The following is a 13,880-nucleotide window of genomic DNA, read 5'->3' as shown; positions in this document are numbered from 1 at the left end:
AAACTTTAATCATTCCTCACCAATCGGGCTCTTACTGCCCGGCAAATAGCGGGATGAATTTCAAAAAGAATCTTACACACATCTTAGAATGATTCAAAACTGTATTATTAATTAAATTCAAAAGAAATGGGGCTAACGTTATGAGTGAAAAGATATTTAAAATAAACGGTATTGATATATGTACAGAAAGCTTCGGTAACTCTAATGATCCCGCTATTTTATTAATTATGGGAGCTACTTGTTCAATGATATATTGGGATGAAGAATTTTGTGAACAGTTGGCGAACACAGGAAAATTTGTTATTCGCTTTGATAATCGCGATGTTGGACGCTCTGTTACATATGAACCTGGCACTTCAAATTATTCAGTAACAGATATGGCTGAAGATGCAATCGGGGTATTAGACGCTTATCATATTGATAAAGCCCATCTTTTTGGTATGTCATTAGGTGGTATGATTGCTCAAATTGCCGCTGTAAAACATCCCGAAAGAATTTTGGCGCTAACTTTACTAGCGACTAGTGTAATAGGATCTGATAATAATACTCGCGATTTACCCCCAATGGATGAAAGGATTTTAACACATCATGTAAAGAGCGCAAGTATAGATTGGACAAATAAAAATGATGTGGCAGAGTATTTAGTTTCAGGATCTCGTCTATTATGTGGATCAGAACGAATATTTGATGAAAATAGAGTTTATAAACAAGTAAAACAAGAAATAGAACGCGCAAACAATTTACTAAGTATGTTTAATCACGCTTTACTTCAAGGTGATGATGCATATGAAGGTGTACTTCAATCCATACAAGCACCTACATTAGTTATTCACGGAACAGACGATACAGCACTACCATTTGAACATGGCCTCGCACTAATTGATGAAATTCCAAACTCAGTACTATTAACCCTTAAAGGGGCAGGCCATGAAAACCATCCAGATGACTGGGAAAGCATAATTAACGCTGTTTCTAAACATACATCTAAAATTTAGATAAATAACTAATGGAAGGGGGCACAAATTGTGTCCCCTTCTAGTTACAAACAAAAACCCATCACTGTATTCGTATGTATAGTGATGGGGACTTTTTATATTTTTCTATGTTTAAAAAAATGGACAATCTAATTGATCAACAGATTCCCATAATTTTTTTTTTGCATTTTCGGTGGATGTATTTGTGTCTAGTGTCATGTTTTTAAAAGGGTTTACTTCGACTTTTAATAAGGATGAAGGCTCCACATATAATGAGAAAACATGGCTGCTTGGTAAAGCTTTTGAAACGTCAATATCTCCAACTTGTTTAAATAGTTGCTGCGCAGCAAAAAAGAAGAAATTAGTTGGATTTGATTGTTTATTCAGCCACGCAAGCATTTCAGGTGATACCGATTTATGAATATTGATTTTTACTCGATCACCACGTTTATATCGCCTAGATCGCATACTTCCACCAACTAACTTATCGTTAAGTTTGTAAATCCTAACTCTTTTTGCTTATGCTCTCTATATTTTGGCGAACAAGTATAAACTAATAATCCTCGTGCATTTGTAAATAACGGATTATCTACAAAGATTACATTTTTGAGTCGTCCTTTTTGCTTTAAAATCATTTTTAAACTGTTTTTAATAATTACTGCACCCCCGCCATAAATAAACACGTATGGATCGTCTTTCATATCATCAATTTTATTTATAATATCTGTTGCAACACGTGCTGCTAAACCTAATAGCGCTGGCTGTGATTCCTCAACTAATAAGGTATTTCTCGGATGCTTATCATTTAAATAAATTTGATTGAATTCTGTAATACTATCAATCGTTTTAGTTGGATACTTCCGGTTCCATCTCGTAATGATTTGTAGTAACGTCTCTTTTACACCATAAGATAAACCTTTACTTAGTTGCGGACGGAAATTCACCCCTAATGAAACGACTTCTTCTGTCGTCCCTGCACCAATATCAAAAGAGAGTAGAGTTTTATCTACAAAATCAATTTCAGAAACTTGATTTTGCTCACATTCTATTTTATGTTTCACAACATTTCCTTCTTCATCGTATACAATGCCCCACGTACCAGAAGCGCCCTCAGGCAGGCATTTACAATACTCAATTGAAACATTAATTGTCACATCGCGTCCGTTCGGATAATGGAAAATAACCTTATGATTTCCCATATAACGTTTTGCATTTTCAGCAGCTATTTCTTGTGTAATAAGCTGCATAGGAAGAGCGACAGATAAATCATAACGAATATTAATATGGCTAGAAGTTGGACTTTGACGCATAGCGCTTACCGCCAAACCTGATAGTATTGTAATAACCATTAACTCATCCGTTGACTTATTCGATTTCTTCTCTACCTCAGTACCTTTTAATTGATCTTGAATAACTTTTTCTCCAACGATGTATCGTACATTATTTAGCATTAACGATGGCGAACTTATAGTCACATCAATGTGGTTTTCTAATTCAGATAATGAAACATCTACCTCATCTAAGAGTCCTGTAGGCTCACCTATATATAAAGAATAAATACTCGGAATAAAAATAGGGTCTTGCCCTTTCACCATTAACTTCAAACCGTTGTTTCCTGCATCTGCACCAGCTTTTAAAAGTATAGACATAACTACCCCCTAAATTAATCTGACATCCCTTCCAAATATATGCGAGCCCATTCTTTTACATTCAAATGTATTGTAATTTTTATTTATCATAAAAACAAAATATTGCATACTTACATATTGTGTGTAAAAAGTATTTGACATGACACTTTTCCAATTTTATACTTATATTTGTAAAGAGTTTTTACAATCGAGGGGGCAATTATTTATTGAATACTAAAAAACTATTTTTATAATCATTGTTTTAGCATTAATTGCAATACTAGTACATGGCACATATAAATACATAACTGAAGGTTCTATTTTAGGTGGTACGATTTTTGCTATTTCGTTAATACTTAGTAATTTAATTAATCACATTACTTGGGGAGATCCCCACGGTGTGTCAGAAGAAAGTCAAGATGAGATGGGACAACAAATTACATATAAAAGCTTTAAAATTGCGTATTTTGTGCTTGTAGTTGTAATGTTCCTTTTATTAATCTTCTCCGAAGGATTTTCTATGGGGGCTAATTTAGATGGAGTAAAAAACCTCCCCCTGTTCATCGCAATTTGCTCTTCATTCTTTATTTATCCTATTGTCGAACTCATAGTTGCAAAACAATATAAGTAAAAAGATGAGGTTTTCTACATGTAGAAAACCTCATCTTTTTATATTTACATAATCTCTACAATTGCTTTTAATTTATTCACAGTCCGCCAATTCCTAACTGTAGCTGGTGTATGTAACTTCTGAAACTGGTTCATTAATTTAGAATTTCGAATGCTATTTTTGAAAAATAAATAAACGACCTTCTCATCTATATAGCAATCTTCAAGTTCACTTTTAAATGTAAGCAATTGACTACTCTCTTCTTCAGAAAGTACATTAGCTAAAAAAGCAATATGAACACTTTCTCCTTCTAACAATGAATGAACTTCATATGGACATTGTTTAATAATATTTATAAATTCATCATGTGTTCTTAGCATGACTGGAACATCGAAATCAAATTCTTTTTTTATTTCAGATTGTATTTGGTCCTTTAGAAAGTTTATACCTTCCTCAGATTCGAACACAATATTACCACTTTGTATATATGTTTTCACTTGTTTTAACCCTATTGATTCAAACACTCGTTTTAAATCAGCCATTTTGATTACTTTATGGCCACCGACATTGATTCCTCTTAGTAATGCAATATAAAATGTCATATTATCCCCCCCACAGTAAAATGAACTTATCAATTGAATCGGTTTTCCCACTCATATTTCTCGGATATTTGTTTTAATTCTTCTAACATATCATGAATAGATAATGCCTCAAATAAAATAATAGATTCACTTGAAAAATGGTGATGATAATGATTTGGTTTATAATCTTTTAAATCATTTTTATAACTCCAAAATTGCTTGTCTAATTCAGCAATAAGTTTGAAATGTTCCTCATCAATTTCATTACAACGGTTTCTCAATATAGCAATTATAGAATGAATTGTTCGTTGTAATATTTCTCTTTCACTTTGTGACCAGTCACAAGTCTCAATTGATACCCGAGCTAAATTATCTATATGGTAAATGATTTGCTGTAATATATGAAGTTGCTTCTGCATCGTTAAAAAGCTTCTCATTTCCTTCTTTGTATGTTGATGATATTTCCAATCTTTCTGCTCATATTGAACAAATTGTATCGCCTTATGCAATAATAAAGTCAATTTAGATAAATCCTGAGCAGTCTCCTTTTTCACACCTTTTCCTGCAACTAATGCAGTAATCCATTCTTCCATAATATTTGCTGTTTTAGCAAATAGATCCTCTGTACATCCAAAAATCATTTTCGTGTAGTGGGGTGGAAAAATGAAAAAATTCACTAAAGTAGATACTATAATACCAGTAGATGTAGTAGCTAAACGAATTAAAAATGCAGTAAAATAATGATTTGCCGTAATTGGAATCATTGCTACGGCAGTTAAAGTTGCAACTAAAGTTCCCGCATGTAACCTTAGTTTTTGACATGTAACGATCGTAAACATTGCAGCTAATGCATAAGAAATTGCTTGGTGGCCTAGGAAAAATGTGAAAGTCATGGCATATGCCGATCCAATTGTTGAGGCCGGAAAGCGAATAAGTCCTTTTTTTATTGAGTCTGTTGCAGTTGGTTCAATTGTAACAATTGCTGTTATTACAGCAAAAATAGTTGGGATGTTAAAAAAATCACAAACTAACACTGTAAGAAAAACTGCAATCCCAGTTTTAATCACTCTTCCTCCAACGATATTCCATTTTCTATCTTGATTCATTTTTTATATCCTTCATTCCTGTTTCATTTTATATACATATATTATATATTGTTAAAATAAAAACCTACTACTTGAATATTCAAGAGTAAGTTTTCTATCTCATTATTTCATTATAGGTAAATGCATTATTATTTGTTGGCCAATTGGTCCCATTCTTCTAAAACCTTTATCTTGGAAACCAACTTTTGCATATAAATTTTGTGCAGGAATATTTCTTTCATTCACAGCAAGTACAACTTCATTTTTTATTGGAAAATAACGTTTTACAAACTCTTCTAATAATAACAATGACTTTTTAGCGAATCCTTTTCTTTGTCTATTGTGATTAATAGAAAATGACGTTAAAAGTAAAGCATCCTCATTATCTGTGAACTCCTTTACTCTATCTCCCGTTTCCAATGCGAAAAGACCCACCGGTACCCCATTGTGATCTAAAATAACAATCACATTTTTTGTATAATCACTTTTTGCTTTCTCCAGTAATGCGCTTGGATCTGATGTAAACTGAACTTGTTCACTTGGTAAAGTAAATGTTTGTATAACTTCTTTATATTTCTCCTTATACGGAGCTAATTGAATTTCCCCTGTGTGTATGTTCATGCTAAACTCTCCCATTTTTCAGCTTATTAACTTATACCTTGCTGTGCTTTTGAATGCACTCTTCCATCTAAAAAGGTAATTTCAACAAATGAATTTGGATCGTTCCCTTTCCAAGCAAAAATTTGTTTAATTTGTGTAGAATGCTCTACCCCTTCTTCTATAAGTAAATCTCCTTCAAAACCAATTAAATCTTTCACTTCTGTATAAGTCATTCCTTCATTTATACTCGAGAAATGATTTATATTGATAGACTCTTTCTGTTCCCTTTCCATCACAGTAGAAGAAGTTGCTGTTTGGTTTTTCACTTCTTTTCTCTGTTCACACGCTGTCATACTGAAACCTAAGCATAAACTAAACAATATACATGCGCTTTTTTTCATCATAACAGTTGTCCCTCCCATGATAATTAAACCATATATTCCCTTAAAAATAAACTGAATATTTAATATTATATTTAAAAACCTCGTACAATTAAGTACGAGGCTAATTTCATTTATTCAAATGATTATTTGATTGATCATCCTGTTCTTTTCTTAACTCTTGTTCTTCATCTTTTGGTAATTGTTTATCATTATCTTTAATTGGATTCGTTTCTCTATTTTCTATCATATCATTTGGAACTTGTGGCATTACTCGGCCCACAATAGCGGCTAATTCATCTAGTATACCTTCACCTGTTTTTCCTTTTTTAATTTGCTTTCCGATTTGTTTGAGGCGTTCATACGTATCAACATCTGCTACAACGACTGCATTAGCACCGTCAGGGTCATTTTTTAAACTTTCTGCAACAGAGTATTTAATTGATTCAACTCGAGTTCGATCAAGTTTTGCTTTTACATCAATACCTACAATAGCATATTTTCCAACAACGACCGCTGTTGCATCATTCACACCTGGCACACTTGCTGCTAAAGATGCTAAATGATCTGCTGCTTTTTCATTTGGCTTATTTGATTTATTCGTATAATTAACATTTTTCATTGAAACATTTTTTTGTTCCGGCTTTTCGTTTGGATTGTCTTTTTTTCCAATACTGCATCCAGTTATAACGAAGCAAAGCATCAATATATATATTAGAGTTTTCATTATTTTCACCACTTCACTATTAAGGTTTAATCATAAATTTTTTCAACAGCTTGCATTTTCTTTACCTTTTCCTCGGCCCCGCTATTAGCATTAATGAATATTTGGTACGTATCTTTTCCTAAAGTGCCTACAAATTCATAGCAAAGCACTTCATTATGCAAATCATTGACTACTAAAGCTTTACGTTCTTCCATGACTTTTACATCCGGATTGATTTTCTTTCTTGCTTCTGCTGCAGTTAGCTTTGCCGATGGAACTGTTCGCTTTTGATGTGACGCTAAATATTCTTTTGCGGAGAACCCAACGATAGAACCATCATCTAAAGCAATTTTCATTTGGATTGCTTCTGGATAAATTCGTACTCCATTTTCATTTACTACATACGTAAATACACCAACATTATCATATTGAGAGCTATCATAAAGCTCCATATTATTAAACTTATGGTCCTTTAAAAATTTCAAACCTTTACTACCTGCATCGTTTAAACTAACTTTCTGTTCTTTAATTTCGCGGTTATTCATAACCCAAATTGGATATCCGCCTTTTCCGGTAATATCCATATAGAACTCATTGTTCGTTGCTTCATCTTTAATTTTCACACTATAGAAGGATTCTTTCGCACCTTTTCCGCTTTTCTCAACATCTACTTTTTCATTTCCTTTTAAATTCAAAAACGATTTGGCAATTTTCGCCGCTTCATCTCTAGAAATTGCCTTTCCTTCCGCTTCAAATCCACCTTTTTTATTTTTTTGCGCACTTGTAAAGGTCTGTCCGAAGTTTGTAGAAGAATATGATGTTACGTTTTTCTCTACAGTTTTCAATCCATCAATAATTGTGTTATCTGCTGGATCGCGATTTGATGCAAGTGCCATTTCTACATCCATCCAGCGTAAATTATTTTTCAAAACAAGATGTTGTACTTTTCTTAGTTCATCTTGTATATTTCCTGCATTTGAATATAAAGTTTGTAGCGTTTTATATTCTTGCTCATTTAACGGCTCTTTTTCTAAATCACGAATGGCTGCACGGTAACTGAAATCACCGATATTCGCTAAAAATTCTTCCGTTTTATTAAATGGCATTAATGTTAAAGGTAGTTGTCCTACATCTGAGCGAGCTTCAGATGTTAAACGCCATACATCCGCTAATGCAGGTGATAAAGATGATCGTGAATTCATCGCAAGTGTTGTGCCAATTTTATCGTGTAATAAATCGACTTCGTATGCTAAATCATGGAATGCACGTTGATAGCTATTTTCCGCTCGAATTAAAACCGCATTTTTCTCTTGGTGCTCTTTATAGCCCCAATAGCCTGTTCCTACTACACCGACTGTTAATAATACAATGATAATACCTCGTAACATTGTCCCACCTCCGCTCTATTTACAGAAAATATGTTTACCGATTTTTTTAATTTGTGGACGAGTCCAAATCCATTTACTAGTCGCAGTATCTGGATTGAAATAATATAAAGCATTTCCTGTTGGATCCCATCCGTTAATCGCATCTAAAACTGCTTTTTTTGCTGTTTCATTTGGTGTTAAATATATTTGTCCATCGGCTACCGCTGTAAATGCTCTAGGTTCAAAGATTACACCTGAAACAGTATTTGGGAATGACGCACTTGTAACACGGTTCAAAATAACAGCAGCTACTGCAACTTGTCCTAAATATGGTTCACCGCGTGATTCTCCGTATACTGCGTTTGCCATAAGCTGAATATCATTTTGAGAATAACCATTCGGAACATTTGTCCCTTTATTTTGAGGTGGTTTATTCTCTTGTGCAGTGCCACCACTATTTCCTTTATTCGTTGTCGTCCCTTTATTAGCAGTTGACTTGTCATACTTCGTTGCTTTCACGAGCATTTGCTTCGTTTTAGCTCCAGCTAAACCATCAACGGGTAATCCAAATTTCTCTTGAAAATTCCGAAGTGCCCAATATGTACCCCATCCGAAAACACCATCTACTTTTCCCGTATAAAATCCGTTATATTTTAAACGAGATTGCAGTTCAATGACATCTTCGCCCGATGCTCCTCTTTGAATGACTTGATTAGAAAATGCTTCTACATTCTTTAGTTGTATACTACTGACCATTAAAGACAGTCCTATGAACGCAAGTAAAACCGCTATTTTAAAAATAGCTTTTTGGCGCATAATTTTCCCTCCTTAATTATGTAAATGATTTCTTGGTTATGTTTTGTAAAAGCCTCGCTTTTATGTAAAGAAGACAAAAAAATCCAAACTAATATCGTAGAAAGAAAATGTAAACAATATAAAAAAAGGATAAAAGGAGTTCATCATGAAGAATTTGTTAAAGCGTGTCGCACTCGTCCTTCTGTTCCTAACAACATGTTCAAATGTATATACAGGCTCATCAATTGTTCATGCGCAGCCGCCGTATGCAAAATGGGGTAAGCTTGCTGTAGAGAAAACGAAAGAAAAGTACCCAAAAGCAGAGATTATTGATTACCTTCATATAGGTAGAAAACCAAAAACCGTTCAAATAACAGTTGAAAAATTCAAATTGTGGCTACGTGAAGACGGAAAAGAATATGGTGTTTTTGTTGATGTGGAATTTGAAACGAAGACGGAGAAATTTATTAAAATGTCGTTTCAGAAGATGAGTAGATAAAATGAAAGAAACCCGGCTATTTAGATTCATAACAGCCGGGTTTCTTTCATTTCTAAAATTCTTTTCTAAAATATCGATTCCCTAAAAATCTTACCAATATACAAATAGTGCCAATTACAACTGCTATCCCTATACTGTATAAAAGTACTCTACCATATCCACCTATTCTCGGATCTAAAAATGGATAAGGATACCAATTCACGATTGGACCACGAATTAAGCTATATACAACGTAAAAAAACGGGAATAAGAGCCAACTTGAAGCTTGTTTCCAAGTGATTTTCTTATTTGGTGGATTTAATATCCAATCTAAAAGCATAGCAATTGGCATGATATAATGTAACACCGTATTTACCCATGGTATTGCCGTTTGAAGTGATTCTTCTAACCCTCTTAATAATAAAAAATAAATGAGTCCAGTCGTAAGTATGTATACCGTTGCTGCACCACGAAGTATACCAAACTGTTCTGATCGACCAAATGTAGCTGTTCCGATACTACTTAAAAGGAGAATACATGCAACTAAAATGTTACTTTCGATCGTGAAGAAACTAAAAAAGTTAACTGGATTGAACGGTTTCACTTGTGCCCGTATTATAAATTGCGTAATGATTGCACTAAATGCTAGAAGGCTTAAACATAGTCTAAATAAAGATAAAATTTTTTCATCTTTCATACATTCCCTCCTTTTCTTATATATAATTAGAATTTCCCTGTACATGCTCAATAAATAAATTTAACGGAACGAGCCCACGTTTTGGCATATGACTACTTATAATAGATACTACTTCTAATTGAGGAATGATAACGATGTATTGTCCGCCGTATCCCATAGCGAAATATATACAATACGGTATGTGAAATCTTTCGTTATGTAATACCCACCAGTGATATCCATATGCGCCGACATGTTCATATGTTTCAAATTGCGCCCTACTTGACTCTTCTAACCATTTCGCTGATACAATTTCTTTTTCATTCCAATATCCATTTTGCAAACATAATTTTCCTAATTTTAATAAATCGGTAGATTTCATTTTCATACCGAAGCCACCTACATATATACCCTGCGGATCTTGTTGCCACTCGTATTCGTTAATTTTTAATGGATCAAATAAATATTTCTTTGCAAACCGCTCTGTCGACATTCCAGTAGCTTCTTGAATAATATAGCTCAGTAAATGAGAAGAACCTGAATTATAATTCATTTTTGTAGCAGGTTCTTCAATTATTGGCTTTTCTAATATGTACTGTACCCAGTTCTCTGATTCTACAAAGTCATTTGGGAATACTACTCCATTCCCAAACTCTTTCCAGTCCTCACCAGTAGTCATTGTTAATAAGTGATATAGCGTTAAATCATGTTTTTCCCCAGGTACATTTTCAATCCACTCTGTAATTGATGTATGTATATCATTTATATAGCCCTTATCAATTGCAATACCAATTAATAAAGATACGATACTTTTGTAATCGAATTTATTTTATATAAGTTATTTGCACATTCGGGTGTTTTATAATACTCCGTTGTTAATTCCCTTTTGATAAACAAGAAATGTATTCACTTTTTTCTTTTCGAATTTATTTTCTAGTTGCTTGAAATCCAAAAACTTTACCTCCATTTAAATAGTTACTCCATTTATTATATCTTGTTCCTTCATTTTAAACATAATTGCGCTCAAATAAAAATAAACCTGTCAGCCATAATGAACTGACAGGTTTATTTTTATAATTTCGTACGAACATTCCAAAGCTCTGGGAAGAATTGTTGATCAAGTACTCGCTTTAAATAAGAAACACCGGAGGATCCACCTGTACCCATTTTATGTCCAATAATTCTTTCTACTGTTTTCATATGACGGAAACGCCATTGTTGTAGCCAGTCTTCAATATCAATCAATTTTTCAGCAAGCTGATATAAATTCCAATATTTTTTCACATCCGCATACACTTCCAACCATGCTGCTTCTACTGTTGCATCTTCTTCATAAGGCTGCGTAATATCACGGTTTAATACATCTTTATGAATAGGGAATCCTTCTTTTACTAATGCTTGAATCGCGACATCATATAGACTTGGTGCATGTAGCGCTTTATGAAGTCGTGCATGTAATTCTGGATCCTTTTCATAAATTTTTAATGCGTGTGGCGTTTTATAGCCAAGTGCATACTCAATCATACGATATTGATACGATTGAAAACCTGAAGCTTGACCGAGTGAATCACGAAACTCAATATATTCTGATGGTGTTAATGTCGCAAGAATATCCCAAGATTGAATAATTTGAGACTGAATTTTTGATACACGTGCTAACATTTTAAAAGCTGGTTGTAATTTATCTTGTTTAATAGATTCAATCGCCGCATTTAGCTCATGTAAAATGAGCTTCATCCAAAGCTCACTTGCTTGGTGAATAACGATAAATAACATTTCATCATGATGGTCCGATAATCTTTTTTGAGAAGATAGTAAACTATCTAATTGTAAATACTCCCCATACGTCATATTCTCTTTAAAATCCGTATGAATCCCTTTTTCCATAATTACTTTTTCATTTTCTTTCATATTAGCCAAACGCCCCTTTTATATGATTCTACTTATATTGGTCTAATAACGGCTCGAACTGGACTTCCATCTGCATCAGTTAATGCAAGTGGTAATGCAATAAGTTCATAATCACCGTCTGCTACATGATCTAGTACGACATTTTCTAAAATATGAATTCCATGTTTAAATAATTGATGATGCGCTGCTAATTCTTTATCATCTAGCGGATCAACTGATGGTACATCTACTCCGATTAAACGAATACCTTTCTCTGAAAGAAACGACGCTATGTCTGCACGTAAATGAGGGATCACCTCTGGAAATTCTTCAGCTTTTCCATGTGAAGATGTACGTAATAATAATCGTTCTACACCTTCTAAATGAAAGCTTTCTAATTCCTTTTTCCCGATGCTTTCAAGATTAGAAACGTCAATAATCCGTGCTGGTCCAACATAAACTTGAACATCTAAATCCAATACTTTCTTTCCATCATTATCAAAATGAAATGGTGCATCAATATGAGTGCCTGTATGAATACTCATCGTTAACTTTCCGACATTTACTGAGCCACTTTCTTCTTTTGACCATGAAACTTCATACGAGAACGGTGTGTCTCCTGGCCACGTTGCAATATTATTATTTAGCGGTTGTGAAATATCAATCCACTCTGATGTTTTCATATTTATGCCACAACCTCTCGCTTATTTTCAAACTGCTTATACTCTTCATTTTTCATAATTTTCTTTAATATTTGTACAGATTTCCACACTTCTTCGTATGTGTTATATAAAGCGACCGGCGCAAGTCTCACCCCATTTGGCGCTCTAAAATCTGGAATTACTCCATTTGCTTTTAGTGCTTTACATATACGTGCTGCTTCTGCATGCTCTAAATAAATGTGCCCGCCTCGTTTTTCATCCTCTAATGGATTTCCAATTGTAAATTCGAAATCTTTTAATTCATGTCCAATTAAATTCAGCATGTATCTCGTAATATGTAAAGATTTCTCACGTAAACGTTCAATACCAGCATCTTTGAAAATTTCAAGTGAACCAATTAATGGTGCTGTACTTAATACGTGCGGTGTACCAATTTGATAAGCACCTGCATGATCAGCAGCTGTTAATGTATGCTCCATATCAAACTGTTTATCTTTTCTAGAACTAAACCATCCAGACAATCCTGGCAGTCTATTAAAATGTTTACTATTTACATAAAGGCCTGCAACACTACCCGGTCCTGCATTTAAATATTTATAATTGCACCAAACAGCAAAATCGACATCCCAATCTTTGAAATGATGCGGAATAGATCCTATTGAATGGCATAAATCAAATCCAATGTGAATGCCGCGTTTATGAGCTTCCGTTGTTAAACGTTTCATATCAAGAATTTGACCACTTCTATATAAAACAGAAGGTAATAAAATTAAAGCGATATCATCTTCCATCGCATGGATAATATCTTCTTCAGAAAGTGTTCTACCATCTCGGCTTTTCACTCTTACTAAATGCTCCTCTGGATCTAATCCTTTTAAACGAATTTGACTTTGAAGTGCATAAATATCTGATGGGAAAGTTAATTCATCCGCAAGTATTTTTGTACGTATTCCTTTTGGTTCGTAAAACGTCGCAATAACTTGGTGTATATTTGTAGTTGTAGAACCGGTTACAATAGTTTCTTCCGGTAAAGCACCAATAAGAGGGGCTGTAAGTTTACCTAATTTCTCTGAAAGGAAAAACCACGGGTGCTCACCTTCTGTCCAGCCGTCAATGCCATAATCTTTCCACGAATCTAGCAACGTAAGTAATGATTTCTCTGCTCTTTTTGAAAGTAGCCCTAATGAGTTTCCATCTAAATATATAGTACCTTCTTTTTTATAGAATTCAGTTTGAAAATCTTTCAGTTCATCATGTTTATCACATTCAAGCGCATACTCATAAGTTGGTTGAAATGGTTCTTTATACATGGTGTCACCTTCTCTTAATTTTCTTTTTATTCTAACTAATTGAAATATATCACCTTAATTGATACAACGTCAATGATATTATGTCAGTTGACTTTATATATGAACTTCTTTTACAATACAGTTATATTTTCAGATATT

The 13,880-nt window shown here is 33.7% G+C and carries 16 protein-coding genes and 1 pseudogene; 3 read left to right on the top strand and 14 right to left on the bottom strand.

All coding sequences use genetic code 11. The features are described 5' to 3' along the window. Positions 1 to 140 precede the first annotated feature (140 nt). A complete protein-coding gene (gene mleBCA / locus IQ781_RS02370) occupies positions 141 to 995 on the top strand; it encodes a BCA family alpha/beta fold macrolide esterase (RefSeq protein ID WP_065212646.1) in 855 nt (284 codons plus the stop codon). Positions 996 to 1,106: 111 nt separating this feature from the next. Here mleBCA and IQ781_RS02365 read toward each other — a convergent pair whose 3' ends face one another. Together IQ781_RS02365 and IQ781_RS02360 are read right to left on the bottom strand one after the other, a co-directional pair. Continuing rightward, entirely contained in the window at positions 1,107 to 1,442 is a 336-nt protein-coding gene (locus tag IQ781_RS02365) for a hypothetical protein (RefSeq protein ID WP_001257760.1), read from the bottom strand. Positions 1,443 to 1,453: 11 nt separating this feature from the next. Continuing rightward, entirely contained in the window at positions 1,454 to 2,623 is a 1,170-nt protein-coding gene (locus tag IQ781_RS02360; RefSeq protein ID WP_000025622.1) for a ParM/StbA family protein, read from the bottom strand. Between the two features lie 229 nt (positions 2,624 to 2,852). On the opposite strand from IQ781_RS02360, the gene IQ781_RS02355 reads away from it, so the two are divergent. Continuing rightward, positions 2,853 to 3,233, top strand: a complete 381-nt coding sequence (locus IQ781_RS02355) for a hypothetical protein (protein ID WP_033686965.1) — start codon at positions 2,853 to 2,855, stop codon at positions 3,231 to 3,233. A 44-nt stretch (positions 3,234 to 3,277) separates the two neighbouring features. Here IQ781_RS02355 and IQ781_RS02350 read toward each other — a convergent pair whose 3' ends face one another. From IQ781_RS02350 to sleB, 7 genes are all read right to left on the bottom strand, one after another. Further along, the gene (locus IQ781_RS02350) at positions 3,278 to 3,814 is read right to left on the bottom strand and encodes a DUF1697 domain-containing protein (RefSeq protein ID WP_000145144.1); all 537 of its coding nucleotides are present in this window, start codon (positions 3,812 to 3,814) and stop codon (positions 3,278 to 3,280) included. A 29-nt stretch (positions 3,815 to 3,843) separates the two neighbouring features. Continuing rightward, positions 3,844 to 4,899, bottom strand: a complete 1,056-nt coding sequence (locus IQ781_RS02345) for an aromatic acid exporter family protein (RefSeq protein WP_065382481.1) — start codon at positions 4,897 to 4,899, stop codon at positions 3,844 to 3,846. Positions 4,900 to 5,001: 102 nt separating this feature from the next. Continuing rightward, positions 5,002 to 5,514, bottom strand: coding sequence for a GNAT family N-acetyltransferase (locus IQ781_RS02340; protein WP_002025890.1), 513 nt, complete (start codon positions 5,512 to 5,514; stop codon positions 5,002 to 5,004). 11 nt (positions 5,515 to 5,525) lie between these two features. After that, complete coding sequence (locus IQ781_RS02335; RefSeq protein WP_065382480.1) at positions 5,526 to 5,882, bottom strand: hypothetical protein; 357 nt, start codon at positions 5,880 to 5,882, stop codon at positions 5,526 to 5,528. A 106-nt stretch (positions 5,883 to 5,988) separates the two neighbouring features. Further along, a complete protein-coding gene (locus IQ781_RS02330) occupies positions 5,989 to 6,585 on the bottom strand; it encodes a YhcN/YlaJ family sporulation lipoprotein (RefSeq protein ID WP_000854053.1) in 597 nt (198 codons plus the stop codon). A gap of 26 nt (positions 6,586 to 6,611) precedes the next feature. Then, positions 6,612 to 7,952, bottom strand: a complete 1,341-nt coding sequence (ypeB, locus tag IQ781_RS02325; protein WP_242808214.1) for a germination protein YpeB — start codon at positions 7,950 to 7,952, stop codon at positions 6,612 to 6,614. Between the two features lie 15 nt (positions 7,953 to 7,967). Beyond that, complete coding sequence (sleB, locus tag IQ781_RS02320; protein ID WP_001249053.1) at positions 7,968 to 8,747, bottom strand: spore cortex-lytic enzyme; 780 nt, start codon at positions 8,745 to 8,747, stop codon at positions 7,968 to 7,970. A gap of 145 nt (positions 8,748 to 8,892) precedes the next feature. Between sleB and IQ781_RS02315 the strand changes: the two genes are divergently transcribed. Continuing rightward, entirely contained in the window at positions 8,893 to 9,225 is a 333-nt protein-coding gene (locus IQ781_RS02315) for a YqzG/YhdC family protein (protein ID WP_000793370.1), read from the top strand. Positions 9,226 to 9,277: 52 nt separating this feature from the next. Here IQ781_RS02315 and IQ781_RS02310 read toward each other — a convergent pair whose 3' ends face one another. The 5 genes and pseudogenes from IQ781_RS02310 to kynU form a co-directional block, all read right to left on the bottom strand. After that, the gene (locus tag IQ781_RS02310) at positions 9,278 to 9,901 is read right to left on the bottom strand and encodes a Pr6Pr family membrane protein (RefSeq protein ID WP_000650955.1); all 624 of its coding nucleotides are present in this window, start codon (positions 9,899 to 9,901) and stop codon (positions 9,278 to 9,280) included. Positions 9,902 to 9,917: 16 nt separating this feature from the next. Further along, positions 9,918 to 10,832 (bottom strand): annotated as a pseudogene (locus IQ781_RS02305) (serine hydrolase domain-containing protein). Positions 10,833 to 10,951: 119 nt separating this feature from the next. Continuing rightward, positions 10,952 to 11,791: a tryptophan 2,3-dioxygenase gene (gene kynA, locus IQ781_RS02300; RefSeq protein ID WP_000661957.1), complete on the bottom strand. Its 840-nt coding sequence runs from the start codon at positions 11,789 to 11,791 to the stop codon at positions 10,952 to 10,954. 32 nt (positions 11,792 to 11,823) lie between these two features. Then, entirely contained in the window at positions 11,824 to 12,453 is a 630-nt protein-coding gene (gene kynB, locus IQ781_RS02295; RefSeq protein WP_000858074.1) for an arylformamidase, read from the bottom strand. 2 nt (positions 12,454 to 12,455) lie between these two features. Then, on the bottom strand, positions 12,456 to 13,742 hold the full coding sequence (gene kynU, locus IQ781_RS02290) for a kynureninase (RefSeq protein ID WP_000276272.1): 1,287 nt from the start codon (positions 13,740 to 13,742) through the stop codon (positions 12,456 to 12,458). Between the last annotated feature and the right edge of the window lie 138 nt (positions 13,743 to 13,880).

Source organism: Bacillus sp. N447-1 (assembly GCF_022701035.1).
GTDB lineage: Bacteria > Bacillota > Bacilli > Bacillales > Bacillaceae_G > Bacillus_A > Bacillus_A cereus.
The sequence above is the reverse complement of the archived record's forward strand: the minus strand, read 5'-3'. Positions and strand labels throughout refer to the sequence as shown.